This window comes from Pseudomonas sp. CFBP 13710, assembly GCF_014842235.1.
GTDB classification, from domain to species: domain Bacteria; phylum Pseudomonadota; class Gammaproteobacteria; order Pseudomonadales; family Pseudomonadaceae; genus Aquipseudomonas; species Aquipseudomonas baltica.
The window spans coordinates 75769-96675 of record NZ_JACYVJ010000013.1 but is presented as its reverse complement, the minus strand read 5'-3'; the positions used below and the strand labels follow the sequence as shown (position 1 = coordinate 96675).

General features: G+C 61.8%; 18 protein-coding genes. 14 read left to right on the top strand and 4 right to left on the bottom strand.

Annotated features, from left to right (window positions below; genetic code table 11):
- Positions 1-90: 90 nt before the first annotated feature.
- Entirely contained in the window at positions 91-1050 is a 960-nt protein-coding gene (locus tag IFT44_RS19740; protein WP_122476619.1) for a LysR family transcriptional regulator, read from the bottom strand.
- Positions 1051-1412: 362 nt separating this feature from the next.
- On the opposite strand from IFT44_RS19740, the gene IFT44_RS19735 reads away from it, so the two are divergent.
- From IFT44_RS19735 to IFT44_RS19710, 6 genes are all read left to right on the top strand, one after another.
- Positions 1413-2447, top strand: coding sequence for a quaternary amine ABC transporter ATP-binding protein (locus tag IFT44_RS19735; RefSeq protein ID WP_192176456.1), 1035 nt, complete (start codon positions 1413-1415; stop codon positions 2445-2447).
- Between the two features lie 38 nt (positions 2448-2485).
- Positions 2486-3439: a glycine betaine/L-proline ABC transporter permease ProW gene (gene proW, locus IFT44_RS19730; protein WP_122476616.1), complete on the top strand. Its 954-nt coding sequence runs from the start codon at positions 2486-2488 to the stop codon at positions 3437-3439.
- 41 nt (positions 3440-3480) lie between these two features.
- Positions 3481-4506: a glycine betaine/L-proline ABC transporter substrate-binding protein ProX gene (proX, locus tag IFT44_RS19725; RefSeq protein ID WP_122476614.1), complete on the top strand. Its 1026-nt coding sequence runs from the start codon at positions 3481-3483 to the stop codon at positions 4504-4506.
- 227 nt (positions 4507-4733) lie between these two features.
- A complete protein-coding gene (locus tag IFT44_RS19720; RefSeq protein ID WP_122476785.1) occupies positions 4734-6053 on the top strand; it encodes an NAD(P)/FAD-dependent oxidoreductase in 1320 nt (439 codons plus the stop codon).
- A 51-nt stretch (positions 6054-6104) separates the two neighbouring features.
- Positions 6105-7007 carry a dihydrodipicolinate synthase family protein gene (locus IFT44_RS19715; RefSeq protein WP_192057837.1) on the top strand — a complete coding sequence of 301 codons (903 nt, stop codon included), beginning with the start codon at positions 6105-6107 and terminating at the stop codon, positions 7005-7007.
- A 1-nt stretch (position 7008) separates the two neighbouring features.
- Positions 7009-8499, top strand: coding sequence for an aldehyde dehydrogenase (locus IFT44_RS19710; RefSeq protein WP_192176455.1), 1491 nt, complete (start codon positions 7009-7011; stop codon positions 8497-8499).
- Positions 8500-8574: 75 nt separating this feature from the next.
- On the opposite strand, the gene IFT44_RS19705 is transcribed toward IFT44_RS19710, so the two are convergent.
- Positions 8575-9585, bottom strand: a complete 1011-nt coding sequence (locus IFT44_RS19705; RefSeq protein WP_192102503.1) for a GlxA family transcriptional regulator — start codon at positions 9583-9585, stop codon at positions 8575-8577.
- A 225-nt stretch (positions 9586-9810) separates the two neighbouring features.
- Between IFT44_RS19705 and IFT44_RS19700 the strand changes: the two genes are divergently transcribed.
- From IFT44_RS19700 to IFT44_RS19665, 8 genes are all read left to right on the top strand, one after another.
- Positions 9811-11457, top strand: coding sequence for a Na+/H+ antiporter (locus tag IFT44_RS19700; protein WP_192176454.1), 1647 nt, complete (start codon positions 9811-9813; stop codon positions 11455-11457).
- A 131-nt stretch (positions 11458-11588) separates the two neighbouring features.
- On the top strand, positions 11589-12458 hold the full coding sequence (locus IFT44_RS19695) for a LysR substrate-binding domain-containing protein (RefSeq protein ID WP_192057841.1): 870 nt from the start codon (positions 11589-11591) through the stop codon (positions 12456-12458).
- 152 nt (positions 12459-12610) lie between these two features.
- On the top strand, positions 12611-13687 hold the full coding sequence (locus IFT44_RS19690) for a putative 2-aminoethylphosphonate ABC transporter ATP-binding protein (RefSeq protein ID WP_192057842.1): 1077 nt from the start codon (positions 12611-12613) through the stop codon (positions 13685-13687).
- A gap of 1 nt (position 13688) precedes the next feature.
- Complete coding sequence (locus IFT44_RS19685) at positions 13689-15413, top strand: putative 2-aminoethylphosphonate ABC transporter permease subunit (RefSeq protein WP_192057843.1); 1725 nt, start codon at positions 13689-13691, stop codon at positions 15411-15413.
- A gap of 15 nt (positions 15414-15428) precedes the next feature.
- Positions 15429-16256 carry a phosphonoacetaldehyde hydrolase gene (gene phnX, locus IFT44_RS19680; protein ID WP_185794257.1) on the top strand — a complete coding sequence of 276 codons (828 nt, stop codon included), beginning with the start codon at positions 15429-15431 and terminating at the stop codon, positions 16254-16256.
- Positions 16257-16311: 55 nt separating this feature from the next.
- Positions 16312-17322, top strand: a complete 1011-nt coding sequence (locus IFT44_RS19675; RefSeq protein WP_122476599.1) for a putative 2-aminoethylphosphonate ABC transporter substrate-binding protein — start codon at positions 16312-16314, stop codon at positions 17320-17322.
- 13 nt (positions 17323-17335) lie between these two features.
- Entirely contained in the window at positions 17336-18475 is a 1140-nt protein-coding gene (locus IFT44_RS19670) for a TIGR03364 family FAD-dependent oxidoreductase (RefSeq protein WP_192176453.1), read from the top strand.
- Between the two features lie 107 nt (positions 18476-18582).
- On the top strand, positions 18583-18912 hold the full coding sequence (locus IFT44_RS19665; protein WP_185794259.1) for a hypothetical protein: 330 nt from the start codon (positions 18583-18585) through the stop codon (positions 18910-18912).
- Here the strand turns inward: IFT44_RS19665 and IFT44_RS19660 are convergent.
- A complete protein-coding gene (locus IFT44_RS19660; RefSeq protein WP_192176452.1) occupies positions 18909-19643 on the bottom strand; it encodes a M12 family metallopeptidase in 735 nt (244 codons plus the stop codon). The genes IFT44_RS19665 and IFT44_RS19660 overlap by 4 nt on opposite strands.
- Before the next feature lie 66 nt (positions 19644-19709).
- The gene (gene dapC, locus IFT44_RS19655; RefSeq protein WP_192057848.1) at positions 19710-20906 is read right to left on the bottom strand and encodes a succinyldiaminopimelate transaminase; all 1197 of its coding nucleotides are present in this window, start codon (positions 20904-20906) and stop codon (positions 19710-19712) included.
- Position 20907: the final 1 nt, after the last annotated feature.

The window sequence follows — 20907 nt, the reverse complement described above, 5'->3', positions numbered from 1 at the left end:
TTCAACGATGAGCGCATCGCCGCCAAGGCGCGAGCAACTTTTTCGCAGGGCTATGCATAACGTCCAGTAATGCTGAACGGCGCTTGAATGTCACCGTCTGGGAAATTTGCCGAGCATCCATTCACGAAATCTGCGCAACGCATCTTCGTTGTCCGAGTTTTCCTTGCACGCCAGGTAGTGGCAGCTATTGCGCAACTGCACTTGATCCGCAATCGGCCTGACCAGCAGGCCTTTGCCGATGAGTCCACTGACCAGATGGTTCCAGCCCAATGCGATGCCCTGATGGGTCAGCACCATACTGATGATCAAGTTGTAGTCATTGGCATTGAAAATGGCCGGGCTGGCGGCGGGGCGATCGTCCAGGTCGATGGCCTGGAAGGCGAACCATACCCCCCAGTCGACATGCTCCGCGACCTGGGAACGGCCATAGGGACTCAGGTTGAGCAACGCCGAGTCGCGAATACCGTCCAGGGAGGCGATCTCGGGATGCTGCTGCAGATACGCCGGCGTGCACACCGGATAGATCAGGTCGTGGCACAGGTGATAGTTCTTGTAGCCGTCGCGTATGCGCGCAATCTTGGTGATGAACGCGTCCGGCTGGACGCCTGGTTCCATGGTCAGGAAATTCTGCGTGGTAATCAGGTTGAGCTCGATGCCTTCGCTCTGGGCAAAGAATTCCGGCAGGTTGCTCGACAGCCATAGCGCGGAAAACGCCGGTGAGCAACAGATGGTCAGCACCCGCTTTTCGGATTGCGCGCTACGAATACGCTCGGCGGCCTGGGCAATATTGACGAACGACAGGTGGGCCGCGTCGAAAAACAGCGTCCCTGCCGGGGTCAGTTCCACCGCGCGACCTACACGGGTGAACAGTGCCGCGCCCAGGTGAACTTCGAGTTCCTTGATCTGGCGACTGATCGCCGCCTGGGATACACACAGCGCCTCTGCAGCCCGTGTGAAGCTTTCGTACTTGGCGGCGGCCACGAAGGCCTTGACTGCACGCAGCGAAGGCATCTTGAGCAGAATCGTATCCGGGTCAACGTGCTTCGACATGCTCAACCTCCTGTCAGTACCGCTGTGCTCGGTCGGCGGCGAGGGTATAGCACCCTGGCTTCGCCGTGTCGGTTCGGTGTCGTTTTCGATGCGCCTCGGTCGCTTGCTGGCATGCCCGAGGCCTGCTGCACAACCCATGCAGAACCTATAACCCAACGTTATCGAATAAGGGCTGTAAATGTTGTTGGATCTGAATACACATTGGGCATAGATTGAAAAAACACCCTAATTCCTGGGGGTAAGAATAAAAAACAAGGAAATCGTTGCGATGAACAATTACCCGTACCACTGCCCCTTACAACATGTTTCGCGTTGCCATGATTTGCCTACTGCAATGAGTGCTGCCGCGAAGGAGGCAAGGTATGAATAACGCCGACGATATAATATCCGTACACAATGTATACAAGGTCTTCGGGGCACAACCCAAAGTGGCCATGAATATGTTGCGCGAGGGCGCTTCCAAGGCCGAAGTGTTCGAAAAGACGGGCCAGGTCATCGGTGTGTTCGATGCGAACTTCTCTGTGAAGCGTGGCGAAATCTTCGTGATCATGGGGCTTTCCGGTTCGGGCAAATCCACCATGGTGCGCCTCTTCAACCGGCTGATAGAGCCCACTTCCGGCTCGATATTCCTCAATGGCAAGGAAATCACCGGCCTGGCCGACAAAGATCTGCTGCAAGTGCGCCGCAAGGACATGGGCATGGTCTTCCAGTCGTTTGCCCTCATGCCCCACATGAGCGTGATCGATAACGTCAGCTTCGGCCTCGAGATCAGCGGCGTCAGTGAAAAGGAACGCTACAGCCGTTCAGTGGTGGCCTTGCGGCAAGTAGGGCTGGCCGGGCAAGAACACAGCTACCCGCATCAATTGTCCGGCGGCATGCAGCAGCGCGTCGGGCTGGCACGGGCGCTGGCCAACGACCCGGCCATCCTGCTGATGGACGAAGCGTTCTCGGCACTCGACCCGATGATTCGCAGCGAAATGCAGGGCGAACTGCTCAAGCTACAGGCCGAGCAGAACCGCACCATCATCTTCATTTCCCACGACATCGAAGAGGCCGTTCGGATTGGGCATCGCATTGCGATCATGGAGGGCGGCCGAGTGGTACAGATCGGAACCCCGCGCGAACTGCTCTGCAATCCAGCCAACGCGTACGTCAAGGACTTCTTCGAAGGGTTCGATACCAGCCGCATCCTGCGCGCGGGCGATATTGCCCAGTTGGACGCCCGCATCGTCTACGAGCCCGGCCGACACACGCCTATCGATGCAGATGCGCTGCTGCGCGAAATCGTTCCGCTCGTTGCCGCCTCGCACACGCCCATGCCTGTCGTGGACCGTGGGGGTTTGTACAAGGGGACCATCTCGCAAGGTCACCTGCTGAACTGCTTGAGCAGCCGATAAATCCACGATCAGCTTTCGGGTCGTCTCTGAGGTGGGCTATGTCCGACTTTAATCTTCTGGATCCTTTCAAAACCATAAACGTACCGCTCGGGACATGGGTCGAGGGCGTTCTCAAGTATCTCGTTCATAACTTCCGTGATGTATTCCGTTCGATTCGCTGGCCGGTGGATCAGGTACTCGATGGCATCCAGGCAGGCTTGCTTTCGGCGCCGCCTACCGTGTTCATCATCATTGCCGCGCTGATCAGCTGGCAGATCGGCGGCAAGCGAATCGCTTTGTTCACCCTGGCCACCCTCACCGCACTGGGGCTGATCGGTGTGTGGGAGGACGCCATGGTCACCCTCGCGCTGGTGCTCACATCGCTGGTCTTCTGTGCCGTCATCGGCATTCCACTGGGGATATTGAGCGCGCGCAGCGATCGGCTCGAGATGATCATTCGTCCGGTACTGGACGCCATGCAAACGCTGCCGGCGTTCGTCTACCTGGTGCCGGTGGTCATGCTGTTCGGCATCGGCAACGTGCCCGGAGTGATCGTCACCATCATCTTCTCGGTGGCGCCGTTGGTACGCCTGACCAATCTGGGCATCCGTCAGGTGCCCGAAGACAAGGTCGAGGCCGCCAGGGCGTTCGGTTGCACGGCGACGCAAATGCTCTTGAAGGTCCAACTGCCGCTGGCCGCGCCGACCATGATGGCCGGCCTCAATCAAACGCTCATGCTGTCGCTTTCGATGGTGGTGGTGGCGTCCATGATTTCCGTAGGTGGCCTGGGCCTGATGGTGCTCAGCGGTATCGGCAGGCTGGACATGGGCCTGGCCAGTGTCGGTGGCGCCGGGCTGGTGCTGCTTGCCGTGTTCCTCGATCGACTCACCCAGGCCATGGGCGAGCGCAGCAAGGATCTGGCAACCGGCCAGCGCTGGTACGAAACCGGCCCTGTAGGTCTGCTGATGAAGTTGAAAAAGAAGAAGCCAGTCGAAACTGCGATCACTCATTGACGTGCCTGCTCACCCTATCTAACCCTTGAACGTGGTGACTCATGAACCCTGTAACCCTCCAGAAATCCGCGCTTGCCAGCCTCGCCGCGGCAGTCCTTGGCACCGTTCTGAGCTTCGGGGCGTTCGCCGCCGATGCCAACAAGCCTGGGGACGGCAAGTCGATCACCCCCATCTTTCCATCCATCGCCGAAGAGCGTTTCAGGGGGGAGGTGGCCATAGCCGGCCTGAAAGACCTGGGCTACAACGTCAAGCCACCCAAGGAGGTCGATTACCCGGCGATGTTCCTGGCACTGTCGTACGGTGACGCGGACTTCACCGTGCATGAGTGGGGCGCCTTGCATGAAGGCTTCTACAACAAGGCTGGCGGCGATGAGTCGATGGTCAAGGTCGGCGAAGTGATGAAGGGAGTACTGCAGGGGTACATGATCGACAAGAAAACTGCAGACGCCTACAACATCAAGGACCTGTCGGATCTGAAGAAGCCGGAAATCGCCAAGCTGTTCGACAGCAATGGCGATGGCAAGGCCGACCTGACCGGATGCAACCCGGGGTGGGGGTGCGAAGTCATGGTCGAGTACCACATGAAAGCCTATGGTCTGGAGCCTACGGTGGTTGACAACCGCGGCTCGTACTTCGCCCTCATGGCCGACACCATTGCGCGCTTCGAACAAGGCAAGCCCATCCTGTTCTTCACCTGGGTGCCGCAGTGGATCGCCGGCGTACTGGTGGAGGGCCGCGACGTGGTCTGGCTGCCGGTGCCCTTCACCTCGCTGCCCGATGGCAAGGAATCCAAGGACACTTTCTATAACGGGAAAAACCTGGGCTTCCCGGTAGACACCGTCTACGCGGTGATGAACAAGGAATTCTCGGAAGAGAATCCGGTGGCCACCAAGTTCCTGTCCGAAGTGCGTATTACCACGGCCGATGAAAGTGCGCAGAACTTGCGCATGCAGAAAGGTGAAAAGTCCTTGGCCGATATCAAGCGGCATGCCGCCGAATGGATCAAGGCGCACCAGGCCGAATACGACGGCTGGCTGGCGGACGCCCGCGCGGCGGCGAAGAAATAGACGCATGACACAGGGGCCGGCTGCCGCGCCGGGCCCTGTGCCTGCCCGCACCCGGCGGCGCCTGACGATGATTGCCGTCAGGGCCGCTACACCCTGTCACCGCACTGCCTTGCCGATACGTACGTATCAACGGACCGCGTCCGGCTGCGCGCGTACTTCTCATTGGCGCTGTTACCTGTCCGTGAACTCATGCTGGCGGCAGGCAAACTCAACTATCGATGGTCACGATCATGAAAGTTACTTCGCTGCCTGCGGACGACAAGACCTGTGGTTGGTTTCATCTGAGCTACCCACGCACGCCGATGCCCACTCACTCGGGGCACAGGACTGCGCGTTGGGTCGTGGTAGGCGCCGGATTCACCGGTCTGGCGGCTGCACGGCAGCTGGCGCTGCGCTTTCCCGACGAAGAGATCGTGTTGGTGGAGGCCCAGGAAGTCGGGCTCGGCCCCTCGGGCAGGAATGCCGGTTTCGCCATCGACCTGCCCCACGATATTGCTGCTGAAGATTACATCGGCGATATCGAATTGGCCAAGATCAGCCTCAGGTTGAACCTGGCTGGGCAATTGTCGTTGAAGGAGTTGGTCAGCCAGCACGCGATCGATTGCCAGCTCAAGGCCTGCGGCAAGTATCAGGCGGCAGTCGAGGAGCGCGGCATCGCCGTACTTGAAGCGTATCGCCGAGGACTGGACAAGCTCGACCAGCCCTACCAGATGATCGGCGCCGATGAACTGCCCGATCACCTCGGGACGCGTTTCTACCGAAAGGCCCTGTACACCCCAGGCGCGGTGCTGATCCAACCGTCTGCCTTGGTCAAAGGCCTGGCTGACAGCCTGCCTGCGAACGTCACGCTCTACGAGCGCACGCCGATCACCGATGTCGAGTATGGCGCCAAGACGGTCCTCAGGCATGCCCATGGCAGCATCACCGCCGACAAGCTGGTATTGGCCAACAACTCGTTCGGCATGCGTTTCGGTTTTCTCCAGGGGCGAATGTTGCCGATCTACACCTACGGCAGCATTACCCGTCAGCTGACCGAGGAAGAACAAGCGGCGCTGGGTGGCAAGCCGTTCTGGGGCGCCATTCCGGCGGATCCCTTCGGCACCACGGTCAGGCGCACCCCGGACAACCGGCTGCTCATTCGCAACAGCTTCAGCTTCAATCCCGATGGACGCAGCAATCAGAAATTCAACGACCGCTTCGTGCGTCGTCACAAGGCGTCATTCGATGTGCGCTTTCCCATGTTGCCGCACGTGAACTTCGAATACACCTGGGGCGGCGCCCTGGCGATGTCGCGCAACCACAACGGCTTCTTCGGTGAGCTGGCCCGCAACGTCTACGGTGCCCTGGGTTGCAATGGCCTGGGCGTCACGCGGGGCACCATCACCGGGAAGCTTCTCGCCGACTGGCTGGCCGGCGAACACGACCCCCTGATCGACTACCTGCTCAGTGCGCCGCGGCCCAATACCAACCCGCCGCAACCGTTTCTGTCAGCGGGGGTGAACATGAATTTGAAGTGGGGACAGTACCGCGCCGGACGCGAGAGCTGACGTGTTGCGAAGTGTTCGAGATTCAGACATTCAACTACTGGAGGCTACACCATGAACTTTGACGGCATCTTCACGCCCGCCATTACGCCATTGAAGGCGGACGGCAGTATCGACCCTGTCGCGTTTGCCGAAGTGCTCGAATACCTGATCGATTCGAAAGTGCATGGCGTGATCATCGGCGGCTCTACCGGCGAGTACTACGCGCATTCGCCGCAAGAGCGCATCGAGTTGGCCAAAAAGGCCAGGGACGTCATCGGCACGCGCTTGCCCCTGGTGATCGGCACCGGTGCGATCCGCACCGAAGACTCGGTGCAGTTCGCCGAACAGGCTCGGCAGATCAAGGCCGATGCCATCCTGGTGGGGTCGCCGCCCTATGCACTGCCGACCCAGCATGAAATCGCCGCCCATGTGCTGGCCGTCGACCAGGCCGCCGGGCTACCCATCATGCTCTACAACTATCCCGCACGGATGGGTGTGGCAATGGGCAACGAGTTCTTCGAGGCCGTGGCGCACTGCCCGAACATCGTCGCGATCAAGGAGAGCTCCGGGGAAATGGCGCGGTTGCACCGGCTGGCTACCGCTCACCCAGCCATCCAGATTTCCTGCGGGTGGGACGACCAGGCGCTCGAGTTCTTCGCCTGGGGCGCGCGCAGCTGGGTCTGCGCCGGTTCCAACTTCATTCCCCGCGAACACGTTGCGCTCTATGAAGCCTGTGTGATCGACAAGGACTTCGACAAGGGACGGCGCATCATGGCCGCGATGTTGCCGCTGATGGACTTTCTGGAAACCGGCAAGTTCGTCCAGTCCATCAAGTACGGCAGCGAGCTCAGTGGTCTTCGCGCAGGCGGTGTGCGCGCCCCCCTCAAGGGCTTGGAAGAAGCCGAAAAGGCCGAGCTTGCCGCCGTCGTGAGCACCCTCAAGCAGAACGTTGCCCACATCACTGGGGAGGCATGAAATGACCGAGTTGCTGAGCAAAGAAGGCTATCTGGAACTGGCCGGCCGGCTTGAATACCGTACCCAGGCGTTCGTGGATGGCACATTCCACCCCGCACGGTCGGGCAGGACATTCGCCACCCGCAACCCGGCAACCGGTGCGCATCTTGCCAATGTGGCTGCCTGCGATAGCCAGGATGTCGACCTGGCAGTCGCCAGCGCCAAGGCCGCCTTCGAAGATGGCCGCTGGAGCGCGCTGTCTCCCGCCGCGCGTAAGGCCGTACTGCTCGGTTTCGCCCAGTTGCTGGAAGACAACGCCCACGAATTGGCCGTTCTGGAAAGCCTGGACAGCGGCAAGCCTGTCCGTGAATGCCAAGGCATCGACATTCCCGAAACCATCAACACCATTCGCTGGCACGCCGAGCTGGCCGACAAGATCTACGACGCCACTGCGCCCGTCGGTTCCGGCGCCGTGACCATGGTCGTGCGCGAGCCCATAGGTGTCGTCGGCCTGGTCCTGCCGTGGAATTTCCCGCTGCTCATGCTGGCATGGAAAATCGGTCCTGCACTGGCTGCGGGCTGCTCGGTGGTGGTCAAGCCGGCCGAGGAAACCACGCTGAGCGCGCTGCGAGTGGCTGAGCTTGCGTATCGGGCCGGCATTCCTGCTGGCGTCTTCAACGTCGTTCCGGGCAGTGGCCAGGAGGCAGGCGAACCGATTGGCCGCCATCCGGACGTGGCCATGATCAGCTTCACCGGTTCGACGGATACGGGTCGTCGTTTCCTCAAGTACTCCAGCGAATCCAACCTGAAGCGGGTCGTGCTGGAATGCGGTGGCAAGAATCCAGCGGTGGTGATGGACGATGTGGAAGACGTGGATCAGGTCGCCCAGCACGTGGTCAACGGCGCCTTCTGGAACATGGGCGAAAACTGCTCGGCGTCTTCGCGGCTGATCGTGCACAAGGACATCAAGGAAGCACTCATCAAACGCGTGGTCGTGCACCTGCGCGACTGGCAGATGGGCGACCCACTCGACCCAGAGAACCGTTTGGGGTCGATGATCAGCAAGGCTCACTTCGACAAGGTACGCTCCTACATCGACCAGGCCTCTGACGAAAAACTCGAGTTTCTGGTCGGCGGAGGTGAAGGCGCGCCCATGTTCGTCGAGCCGACGATCATCGATGGCGTCGGGCGCGACAATCGTCTTTTTCAGGAAGAAATCTTCGGCCCGGTGTTGACCGTGACCACCTTCGACACCGTCGAGCAGGCGATCGAGTTGGCCAACGACACCGCCTACGGCCTGGCCGCGTCGGCCTACACCGGTAATCTGCGCAATGCGCTGAAACTCTCCCGAGGCATCCGCGCCGGCATCGTCACCGTGAACTGCTTCGGCGAGGGTGATGCCTCGACGCCATTCGGCGGGTACAAGGAATCCGGTTTCGGCGGGCGTGATAAATCGATCTGGGCCCATGATCAATACACCGAGATCAAGACCATCTGGATCGACGCGTCGTAACCCTGCCAGTGAGGGCCGCCCCGACCCTATCCCAGGGTCGGGGGTAGCCCGTCCCGGGGCAGGCTACAGACGGCGTCACACTTCATAGCGCTGTTCCCTGGAAGGCGGGTAGCCGAAGAAGCTTCGATAGCACTTGCTGAAGTGAGGGCCGGAAACGAAGCCGCACGCGATCGCCACTTCGGTAATCGGCATGCTCGAGTTCTGAATGAGCCGGCGTGCTTCGGTGATGCGCAGGCGCAAGTAGTAGCGCTGCGGTGTGGTGGACAGTTGCTCGCGGAACAGGCGCTGCACCTGCCGCCTGGACAGGTGGACACAAGCGGCCAGCTGTTCCGGATCCAACGATTCTTCCAGGTTAGTCTGCATCAGCTGGATGATTTCGCGCAGCGGCCGGCTCAGATGCTGCTGCCGACCCAGATCGACCTTGCGTGAGCGGGGCTGGTCGTAGTTGAGCAGGTCGGCGATCGCCTCGGCCAATGCCTGCCCGCACTGTTTCTTGAGCCAGTTCACCATGACGTGATAGGCGCCAGTGGGGGTGGCGGCCGTGAGCCTGTCACGGTCGATGACGGCCACCTCCGTAGTCACGCTGGCGTAGGGCGAGCGTTCGGACAGCGCAGTGCGTTGCTCCGGGTGAATGGCACAGCGATACCCATCCAGCAGGCCGGCTTTTCCCAGGTACCAGGCGCCGTTCCAGAGCCCGCCGAGCGCCACCGGTGTCCTCGCCAGTTTCTTCAACAACACCGTCAGCCAAGGTGGAGCGACTCGGGTGGTGCGCAGACCGCCACACACGATCAACACATCCAGTTCCGCCATTCGCACGTCGGTAAGGGGTGTGTCCGGTCGGATCGGTATGCCCAGGTCGCTGACCACCTCGGTGCCGTTGCCCGAGAACGTGCGCGTCTTCACCGCGCCCGGCCTGATCATGTTGGCGGTCGACAGAACCGCCAGTGCCTGGGTAAAGCAGGGCAGGGAGAAACCGTCGAGCAGCAGAAAGCCAATGACGCAGACCTTGTGATTCGCCCATTGCAGCACTGGCGCGGGCGGATCGGGAAACGTTGCCGTCGATGAGTGTGCGGTGTCTGGCAACATGGCTGCTTGATCCTGACGGGTGTGTCCAGTCTACGGACAAGCCCATGGCGCAAGAATCTACATTTTCGCCGGGCTTAGGATGATCCAGGGTTATCAGCGCCGGGCCACTCGACTGACGTTGCCGACCCGCTCTACCGACGAGTCGTGTTGTGTCATGTCATGCGCCAACCGTGCGTAAGCCGGTACCATGGCCACTGTCTGTCGATTCAAAGGAAATCCTGCCCCATGCAAACCGCCTACACCGTGCTGATCCTGCTCATGCTGGTCGGCGTTTCGCGGTTGGTCGCCCGCGTCATTCCCTTGCCATTGCCCCTGCTGCAGATTGCCGCCGGCGCCATCCTCGCCTGGCCGACCCTGGGCCTGCACGTGGCGCTGGAGCCCGAGCTGTTCCTGTTTCTGTTCCTGCCGCCGCTGCTGTTCTCCGATGGTTGGCGCATCCCCAAGCGTGACCTGTGGCATTACCGCGGCCCTGTGCTGATGCTGGCGGTGGGTCTGGTGCTGTTCACGGTGCTGGGCGCCGGGTACTTCATCCATTGGCTGCTGCCCGACATTCCGCTGCCGGTGGCGTTTGCTTTGGCCGCCGTGTTGTCACCTACCGATGCGGTGGCAGTATCGGCCATCGCTCAGGACCGCTTGCCGACACCCTTGATGCGCATCCTTCAGGGCGAGGCACTGATGAACGATGCATCGGGCCTGGTGACGTTCAAGTTTGCCCTGGCCGCGGCGATCACCGGGGTGTTCTCCCTGGCCGATGCCAGCGTGACGTTCGTTCTGGTCGCGGTCGGTGGCCTGGCATTGGGCGTGCTGCTGAGCTGGGTGGTAGGGCGCTTGCGCGTGTGGATGATCGCCCGTGGCTGGGACGATCCAGCCACGCACGTGGTGTTCATGCTGCTGCTGCCGTTCGCCGCCTATGTGCTGGCCGAGCGCCTGGGAGCTTCGGGTATCCTCAGCGCAGTGGCCGCCGGCATGATGCAGAGCTGGCTCGACTTGCTGCCCCGCCAGACCCGCACGCGCATCCTCAACCGCAGCGTCTGGGCCTTGCTGGAGTTCGCCTTCAACGGTCTGATCTTCTTGCTGCTGGGTCTGCAGTTGCCAGACATCGTCAAGGCGGTGATCAGCCACGAGCCCACCCTGTGGCCAGCCTTGTCGTGGCGCTGCCTGGAAGTGCTGGCAATCTTCGGCATCCTGTTGTTGCTGCGCTTCGTCTGGGTCCAGAGCACCTGGCGGGCGATATCGTGGGTACGCCGCCTGCGCGGCAAGACCACCATCACCCGCCTGCCCGACGCACGCTCCTGCGCCTTGCTGACCCTGGGCGGCGTGCGTGGTGCGGTGACCTTGGCCGGTGTCATGTCGGTGCCCTTGCTGATGTCGCCCGGCCAGACCTTTCCCCAGCGTGACCTGCTGATCTTCATCGCCGCCGGTGTCATCCTGCTCTCGCTGGTGGTGGCCTGCATCGCTTTGCCGCTGTTGTTGCGCGGAGTCGCCGCCAGCGATGACCAGAGTGCGCGCCAGGAAGTGCGCGATGCCTGGCGCTACACCGCCGAATCGGCCATCCGTTCGCTGGAAGAGGAAGACCAGGCGCAGAAGGCCACCGAACAGGACGCCAGCCAGGCCGCACTGGCAACCGAACTCAAGGCGCGCATCATGTCCGAGTACCGGCAGCAGTTGGCGGTGTTCGAAGACTCCGCCGAAGCCCAGGCGCTGGCCCGGCAGATGGACCAACTGGAACGCCACCTGCGCATCAAGGCCCTGCGTGCGCAACGCCTGGCGTTGTATGAAATGCGTCGGCAACGCAAGATCGGCGACGACGTCGTGCGTGAAGTGCTGGCCGAACTGGACATGAACGAGGCGAATCTGGGCCGTGGACGCTGAGCGTTGGCCGCAGAGTCGAGCCACTGCTGCGGTGTAACCTCGAAGCCCGGGCCTGGCCATCGACAGAACCCGGCGCCATGTCACCCAGCGGACAATACAATCTCGCTGTATTGCAAGGAACCCGCCCGACCATGCTCAGTGCAGAACTCAAGGCTTTCTACACCGTCGCGCTTTTGGGCAGCGTCACCCAGGCCGCCAAGAAGCTTGGCTTGAGCCAGCCGACGGTCACCACGCAGATTCGGCAACTGGAGAGCCGCTACGCCGTGGAATTGTTCTATCGGGGAGGGCGTCGTTTGACTGTCAGCGACGAGGGCGCCCGACTGTTGCCCAAGGTCAAGGCGCTGTTGCAGCATGAGGCAGATATCGAGTTTCATTTGCGAAACTGCGGCCAGGCCCTTGGCGCACTGAGGATCGGAGCGACGGCGCCTTACTATATCCTCGATCTCATCAAGTCATTTCGCGAGCGGCTGCCACACATCGATGTGTCGGTGCAGATCGGCAACTCCCAGGATGTACTCGAGGCGCTCGAAGACTACCGGGTCGACCTGGCGGCCTCCTCGCAATGGCTCGACGACCCTCGCTTGATGCACCTGGTGCTGGGCACCGATCCTTTGGTACTGGCCGTTCACAAGCAGCACCCGCTGGCCGTGCAAGAGTGTGTACCGCCCAGTGCGTTGGCGGGCCAATGCCTGTTGATGCGCGAACATGGCTCGACCACCAGAACCTTGACCGAGCAGTTTTTGAACACCCATCAGGTTCGCCCAGGCATCGAGCTGGAAATCGGCAGCCGGGAATCCATCCGCGAAGCCGTTCTGCGCAATATCGGCGTGAGCCTGATCGCTCGCCAGGAAGTGCCCGTCAACCCGGATCTGCGGATCATTGCGATAGAAGGCGCGCCGCAGATCGCCGAGTATCTGTATTGCCTCAAGGACCGCAGGCAGGCCCGTTTGCCAGCGGCTTTTCTCGACGTCGCTCGCGACAGCATCGCGCGTCAGCTGTAGCCGTCCTGAAGACTGGGCAAATTCACCAATAGGACTATCGCCAGCTTTTGGCTATCTGCCACATCGTCGTCGCAATAACGCCCTAGCATTGCCTCATCGACACGCATGCCGCACTCCACAGGCGGCGCGTGCTCCACTTGATGAGGTGCCCCATGCTGCGTTCCAGCCCTACTGATGAAGCCTCTCCAGGCGTGACGATACGGATCGCCGGTCTGCGCAAGAACTTCGGCGCGTTCAAGGCGCTGGACGACGTATCCCTGGAGATCTCGCCGGGCGAACTGGTGTGCCTGCTCGGCCCGTCGGGGTGCGGCAAGACTACGTTGTTGCGCTGCATCGCAGGGCTGGAGCAGCAAAATCGCGGGGCCATCTACATGGGGTCCAGGGATGTCTCCAACCTGCCGCCCCAGGCCAGGGACTATGGCATCGTGTTTCAGTCGTACGCGTTGTTCCCCAATCTCACCGTCGAGCAAAACATCGGCTACGGCCTCGCCGGCAGCGCGCGCGATATCGTTCGTCAGCGGGTCGCTGCCATGCTCGAGCTGGTAGGGCTGACCGGCAGCGAGAAAAAGTATCCGGGCCAGCTCTCCGGTGGTCAGCAACAGCGCGTCGCCTTGGCCCGTGCGCTGGCTCCCGCGCCATCCTTGCTGTTGCTGGACGAACCGATGTCTGCGCTCGACGCCCAGGTGCGCGAACACCTGTGCACCGAGCTGCGCACGCTGCAGCAGCGGCTTGGCATTACCACCTTGATGGTTACGCATAACCAGGAAGAAGCCATGCTGATGGCCGATCGGATTGCGGTGATGAACCAGGGGCGCATCGAGCAATACGCCAGCCCGCAATCGATCTATGAAAGTCCCGAGACGCCATTTGTGGCCAACTTCGTGGGGCAGGGCAACTGGTTGGCTTTCGAAGGCAATGGCAATGGTCATGCGCAAGTGGGCCCACTTCAGTTGCGACTGGCCGATGCCGTCGCGCCCCGCTGCGTCGGGCGCCTGTTCTGCCGTCCCGAGTCGATCTGCGTGAACCCTCGGCACTCGGAGGAAAACCTGTTCGCGGCGCAGATGCAGGACGTGACCTTCCTCGGCAACCGGTGCCGAATGAGCTTCGAATTCGACGAACTGCCGGGCCAATCGCTGACCGCCGAAATCAGCGCGCGTCAGCTGCCCCCTTCGGGCACACGGCATATCCAGGTGGCCTTGCCGCCACACAGCTTGCAGGTGTTTGCCTGAGATGCTTACCGCCAAGCTGTCAGTGAGCGGCAAAGGTCATGCACGCCGGGCTCAGCGCGCCGACCGGGACGACCAGGTATTCGTCGTCGGTGGCAAAGTGCTGTTCTTGCTGCTCTTGGTGATGGCACTGCTCTTGCCGTTGCTGGCGATCTTCTGGCGCGGTTTCAGCGACGATGCAGGGCAGGGCGGTGGGCTGATCGCAGCCCGGGAGCTGCTGGGCAGCGACAATTTTCACTGGTTGCTGGGTAACAGCCTGCGCGTTTCGGTCAGCGTTGCGCTCATCGTCGTCCCCCTGGCCTACCTGTTCGCCTACGCGCTGCAACGCACCCTGATTCCTGCCAAGGGCTTGTGGCGCGGAATATCCCTGCTGCCACTGCTGGCGCCATCGATGCTGCCCGCCATCGCGCTGATCTACCTTTTCGGTAACCAGGGGCTGCTGCGCGGCCTGTTCACCGACAACATCTACGGGTTCTGGGGCATCGTCATCGGCGAGGTGATCTACACGTTTCCCCACGCCCTGATGATTCTGCTCTCAGCGCTCTCGATGAGCGATGCACGCCTGTTCGACGCGGCCTCGAGCATGGGCGCCAGCACCTGGCGGTCATTCCACAGCATCACCTGGCCCGCGACGCGACAAGCAGTGTTCGCCGCGTTCTGCCTGGTGTTCACCCTGACCATCACTGACTTCGGCGTGCCCGTGATCGTCGGCGGTGACTATCAGGTCCTGGCCATCGAAGCCTACAAGGCAGTGGTCGGTCAGCAACAGTTCGGCCGTGGGGCGCTGATCGGCATGGTGCTCCTGGTGCCCGCACTGATCAGCTTTTCGATGGATGCCTGGTTGCGCCGCCGCCAACGTTCGTCCATGAGTGGCCGGGCGCAGGTACTCACGCCCCAGCCCTCGCGAGGGCGGGACGGTTGCTACCTGTTGATCGTGGTGCTCATCTGCGGCTGCCTGCTGGCGGTGCTGGGCATGGCGGTGTTTTCTTCCCTGGTGAAGTTCTGGCCCTACAACCTTTCGTTGTCGTTCAAGCACTACCTGTTCAGTGAAACCGCAGGCGGGGGATGGCTGGCCTATCGCAACAGCCTGGTACTGGCGAGCTGCAGCGCGGTGGTGGGGAGCGCGCTGATCTTCACCGGGGCCTATCTGATGGAGAAAACCCATGGGCAACCCGCCCTCAACCTGGCCCTGCGCATACTCACCTTCATACCCATGGCCGTGCCGGGCCTGGTGCTTGGCCTGGGCTACGTCTTCTTCTTCAACCTGCCGGACAACCCATTGCACAGCCTCTATGGAAGCATGGCGCTGCTGGTGATCTGCACCATCGCTCATTACCTGACCACCGCGCACATGACGGCAACTACCGCTCTGCGTCAATTGGACAGCGAATTCGAGGCGGCCGCGCGATCCCTCAAGGCTCCCCTGTATCGGCACTACCTGCGCGTCACATTGCCGATTTGCCTGCCCGCGCTGCTGGACATCATTCGCTACTTGTTCGTCTCGGCAATGACCACCGTTTCCGCCGCCATCTTTTTGTACTCGCCAGACAGCATCCTCGCGGCGGTGGCCGTACTGAACATGGACGACGCGGGCAATGTCGGCGGGGCCGCCGCCATGTCGACACTGATCCTGTTCACCTCGGCAGCCGTTTCCCTTTTGCTCGCCTGGGTTTCACGCGGCTTGCTGCGACGTTCACAAGCCTGGCGCCAGAGCACGCCTACCTGCTGATTTTCGGAGAACACCATGCACTATCAAGCCCCTGCCCAACTGCAAGCGGCCATTCTCGACTGGGCCGGCACCGTCGTCGATTTCGGCTCTTTCGCGCCCACCCGAATCTTCGTCGAAGCCTTCGCCACGTTCGATATCGAACTGAGCCTGGATGAAGCTCGTGGCCCCATGGGCATGGGCAAGTGGGACCACATTCGCAGCCTGTGCGACCAGCCGCAGATCGCGGCGCGCTTCGAGCAGCGTTTTGCCAGGCCACCGAGCGACGCGGACGTGACGGCCATCTACGAGCGCTTCATGCCGCTGCAGATTGCCAATGTCGGTAAGCACAGCGCGCTCATCCCCGGTGCGCTGCCGGCCATCGAGCACATGCGTCAGGCCGGGCTCAAGATCGGCACCACCTCCGGATACCCTCGGCAGGTCATGGACCACGTCGTGGCACTGGCCGCAGTGGCGGGCTATCAGCCCGATCATGTGGTGGCTGCCGACGATCTGCCAACCGGCCGCCCCGGCCCCGCCCAGGCGTTGGCCAACGTCATCGCCCTGAGCATCGGTGACGTCGCTGCCTGCGTGAAAGTCGACGACACCTTGCCGGGCATTCTCGAAGGCCGCAGCGCAGGGATGTGGACGGTCGGGCTGCGCTTTTCCGGCAATTTTCTCGGCCTGGATTACCCGGCCTTCCAGGCGCTCACGCCCTCCGAGCTCGATCGGCACAGGCTGCGCATCGATGCCCTGTTCGCCCCGGTACGGCCCGATTACCTGGCCGACACCATTGCCGATCTGCCAGCGATCATCGATCGGATCAACGCACGCATGGCTCGTGGTGAAACCCCCGGCAGCCATTGATAGAACCTGTTCGGCCAACCGATACCGCCTTGTCTACTTCACTCAGGATCAAACCATGTTCAAGCCCCTTGCCTTCGCTGCAGTGTTCGCAGGCTTCAGCCTTCACGCCAGTGCCGCCACCGAGCTCACTGTGTACACCGCACTGGAAGCCGAGCAGCTGCAGACCTATGAAAAAGCGTTCGAGAAAGCCAACCCGGATATCGACATCAAATGGGTAAGGGATTCGACCGGCATCATCACGGCCAAACTGCTGGCCGAAAAAGCTCGCCCGCAAGCCGACGCAGTGTGGGGTCTGGCCGCCTCGAGCCTGGCAATCCTCGATCAGCAAGGCATGCTCGAAGCCTATGCCCCCAAGGATCTGCCCAAGATCGGCGCCAAGTACCGCGACCCGGCCAATCCGCCGGCTTGGGTTGGCATGGATGTCTGGGCCGCCACCATCTGCTTCAACACCATCGAAGCCGAGAAGCAGAACCTGCCGCGCCCCGTGAGCTGGCAAGATCTGACCAACCCGGTCTATCGCGGCAAGATCGTGATGCCAAACCCAGCCTCGTCCGGTACGGGCTTTCTGGACGTCAGCGCCTGGCTGCAAACCTTTGGCGAGGCACAAGGCTGGACCTACATGGACGCGTTGCACCAGAACATCGGCCAGTACGTCCACTCCGGTTCGAAGCCCTGCAAGATGGCCGCAGCGGGTGAGTTCCCTATCGGCATTTCATTCGAATACCCGGCGGTACAGCTCAAACGTCAGGGTGCGCCACTGGACATCATCCTGCCAAAGGAAGGCCTTGGCTGGGAGATCGAGGCCACTGCCGTGATCAAGGGCACCGCCCATCCCGAGGCCGCCAAGCGCTTGGCTGATTTCTCCGCCAGCGCGGCGGGCATGGAACTGTACAAGCAAAACTTCGCGGTACTGGCCCAGGAAGGCTTGGCCAAGCCTCCCACCGAGCTGCCTGCCGACTACGAGCAACGCCTGATCAAGAATGACTTCGCCTGGGCCTCGAAAGAGCGCGACAACATTCTGGCCGAATGGCGCAAACGCTATGACGGCAAATCGGCCAAGCCGTAGGGAGTGGGTTGAAATGAATCGGTATGAAAGTGATTTGCTGGTGGTGGGTGCGGGTATTCTCGGGCTTTCCCACGCCTATGCGGCCGCCAGGCGTGGCTTGAAAGTGCGGGTTTTCGAGCGTTCGGCGAGCCCGATCGGCGCGTCGGTGCGCAACTTCGGTCAAGCCCTGGTGACCGGTCAGCCACCGGGCATCATGCTCGACCTGGCCAAAGCCAGCCGCGGTATCTGGGCGAGCTGGAGCGCTCGAGCGGGCTTCGAGCTCAAGCGTAACGGCTCGCTGTTGTTCGCCCGTACCGAAGCTGAGGAGAACCTGTTGGCCGCCTTCAGTACAGGACGCGCCACGGAGCACGGCTACCGGGTCGAGCTGTTGCGCGGCAAGCCGCTGGACGACTTGTACGGCGGCCGATTCAGCCACCACCGAGCGGCCTTGCACGGCATCGACGACCAGCAACTGTATTCGCGCGAAGCCATACCCAAGCTGGTTGACTATCTGCAGCGCGAGCTGGGCGTGGAGTTTCACTTCTCGACGTTGGTCAATGGCGTCGAGCCGGGAAAGCTGCAGAGCACCGCTGGCCCCTTTCGTGGCCAGCAGGTCGTGGTGTGCTCCGGTCACGATTACCTGACGCTGCTCGCCGAAGCCATGGCTGCGCTGAAGCCCCGAGTGTGCCGTCTACAGATGCTCCGCGCTCGACCCGTGTCGAACCTGAACCTGCAGCACTCGGTACTTACCGGTTTGAGTTGCGTTCACTACGGGGCTTTCGCCGATCTGCCCGAAGCGGCTGCCATCCGTCGCGAGATCGAGCGCGACAGTCCGCACCTCGAAACGCACGGCATTCACTTGCTGATCAGTCCGACACCCTACGGTGACCTGATCATCGGCGATTCCCATGAATACGGTGTGGACGCTTCGCCGTTCAATGCCGAGCAGGTCGATCAGTGGATGCTGGAGCTGGCACAGGACACCCTGGGTTGCAACATTCAGGTAATAGAGCGCTGGCAAGGTGTCTATGGTGCCAAGGGGCCCCAGCCGTTTTCCCGCTTGAACATCGCGCCAGGCTTGAGTGCGACGCTGATGCACAGCGGAGTGGGCATGAGCGTCGGACCGGCTCTGGGCGAGCAGGCGGTGGCGGACATGTTTGGGGCGTTCGCTTGATCTGATGCAGGCGTTGGACGGGTTATCGATGCGCTTTCAGGGATTGAACACGCGGCCGGTTCTGTGTACTGTATATGCATACAGTAACTCATGCGAGGTCACATCCCATGCGCCGATTATCCAAACTGTGGACTGCCGTTGGTAGCGCTGTACCCGTGGTCGTTGGCTCGGCGCTGGGCGGGCTGGGCCTGGTTGACTTCAATACCCTGCTGGCTATCGCGCTGGTACCGCAGGTGGTTTTTCTGGTGATTGGCGAGTGGCCCGATTTCCAGCGCACCGGCCACCAGCAGGCGTGGGCGCAAGAGGAGTTCGCGCATCTACCGCGTTATACGGTGCGCCCGGTAGTGCGTCGACATCGGCTGATGGACAGTGCGGCCATGAATGAGGCGCTGGCCGAGTTCGACATCAACCAAGCCAGCCTCGGCCACGCACGCTAGGCCATGACCTTGGGGTAGATGCGCCGAGCGAACATCCGGTCGCGGCGGCTCAAGGTATGGTTGATCCCCACTTCCCAGTCGCCCACCGTCTGCTCCTGCAGCACCGAGTAATGCATGATCGACGCGCGATCATAGGCCGTGCCCTTGGCCAGCGCCTTGTCGGTCTTGTCCAGCAGGTTGATGTCGACGGTCTGTTGATCAACGCCCTTGGCGGCGAAGTACGCATACAGCTTGGGGATGTCCCATGGGATGTTTGCCTTGGGGTGCTGATGCTCGTGCAGCAGCCCCAGCACGTGGCCGAACTCGTGCAACACGGTACGCCCGAACAACGGATCGTCCGGTTTGACGCCCAGGGCCATGGTTGCATCCATTGGGCTGGCCAGCAGCGCATCGGTGCCGACCTGACTGTAGTTGTCGTCGCCGTCGGTATAGATACGGATATCGGCAAGCATGCCGTCGACGAAATCGAATTTCAGGTTGGCCGACCGCAGCCACTGCCGCGCCACTTTCTCGATGGCCGCCTTGTGCGCAATAGGGGTGTCGTTGAAGAAACCAATGGTCAGCGTGCGGCCGGGCGCCCAGAATTTCGAGAACTGGCCCAGGGCGCGCTTTGAGCGTCCGTTCGCCGAGGCACTCAGCGCATTGGTCGGGCGTTCGGCCATGGCGACGCGGCGTGATGCCTCGACATCCAGTTCAGGAAGGGTCTTGCAGAACAGGGGATTGCACATCATCGATGACTCCTTGAAAAGAGCCACCGATGATGTCGTTCAAACGCCATGCAAAAGCGTAGCTATGTGTTATCGACGCTCGAGAAAGCGCCGGATGCGCTGGGCGGCTTCGACACACTCGCTCAGTGGTGCGACCAGCGCCATGCGCACGCGGCCGGCGCCTGGGTTGAGCCCATCGACGTCGCGCGACAGGTAGGAGCCGGGCACCACGGTGACGTGCTCCTGCTCGAACAGCTCGCGGCAGAACTGCGCGTCGTCCATGGGCACCTTGGCCCACAGGTAGAAGCTGCCGTCGGGGCGCTTGACGTCCATTACCGGCGTGAGGATATCCAGCACGGCATCGAATTTCTCCCGGTACAGGTCGCGGTTGGCCAGTACGTGGGCCTCGTCTTCCCAGGCGGCGATGCTGGCCAGTTGGGTCTGCACGGGCATCGCACAGCCGTGATAGGTGCGGTACAGCAGGAAGGCCTTGAGAATGTCGGCGTCGCCGGCCACGAAGCCCGAGCGCAAACCCGGCAGGTTGGAGCGCTTGGACAGGCTGTGGAACACCACGCACCGCTTGAAATCGCTGCGCCCCAGCTCGGCACAGGCGGTCAGCAGGCCGGGCGGTGGCGCGTCTTCGTCGAAGTACAACTCGCTGTAGCACTCGTCCGCAGCGATCACGAAGTCATGCTCGTCGGCCAGGGCGATGAGTTTCTTCAAGGTCGGCATCGGTACCAGGGCACCGGTTGGATTGCCGGGCGAGCACAGGAACAGGATCTGGCAGCGCTGCCAGACCTCGGCCGGTACCGCGTCGAAATCCGGGTTGAAGCCGTTCTGGTCCAGGCAAGGCAGGTAGTGCGGTGTGGTACCGGCGAGCAGGGCGGCGCCTTCGTAGATCTGGTAGAACGGGTTGGGGCTGACCACCAGCCCGTCGACGTCACGCTGTGCAACGGTCTGGGTGAAGGCAAACAGCGCTTCGCGGGTGCCGTTGACCGGCAATACGTGGCGCGCCGGATCCAGCCAGCCCGCCGGGACCTGGAAGCGTCGTTCGCACCACGCGGCGATGGCTTCGCGCAGTGCTGGAATGCCCTGGGTGGTCGGGTACACCGCCATCTGGTCGAGGTTGTCGGCCAGTGCCTGCTTCACGAAGGCTGGCGAGGCGTGCTTGGGTTCGCCAATGGACAGGGCGATCGGACGTTTGTCCGCAGCGGCCGTGACGCCCGCCAGCAAGGCGCGCAATTTCTCGAAAGGGTAGGGCTGCAGCTGGTTCAACGCGTGGTTCATA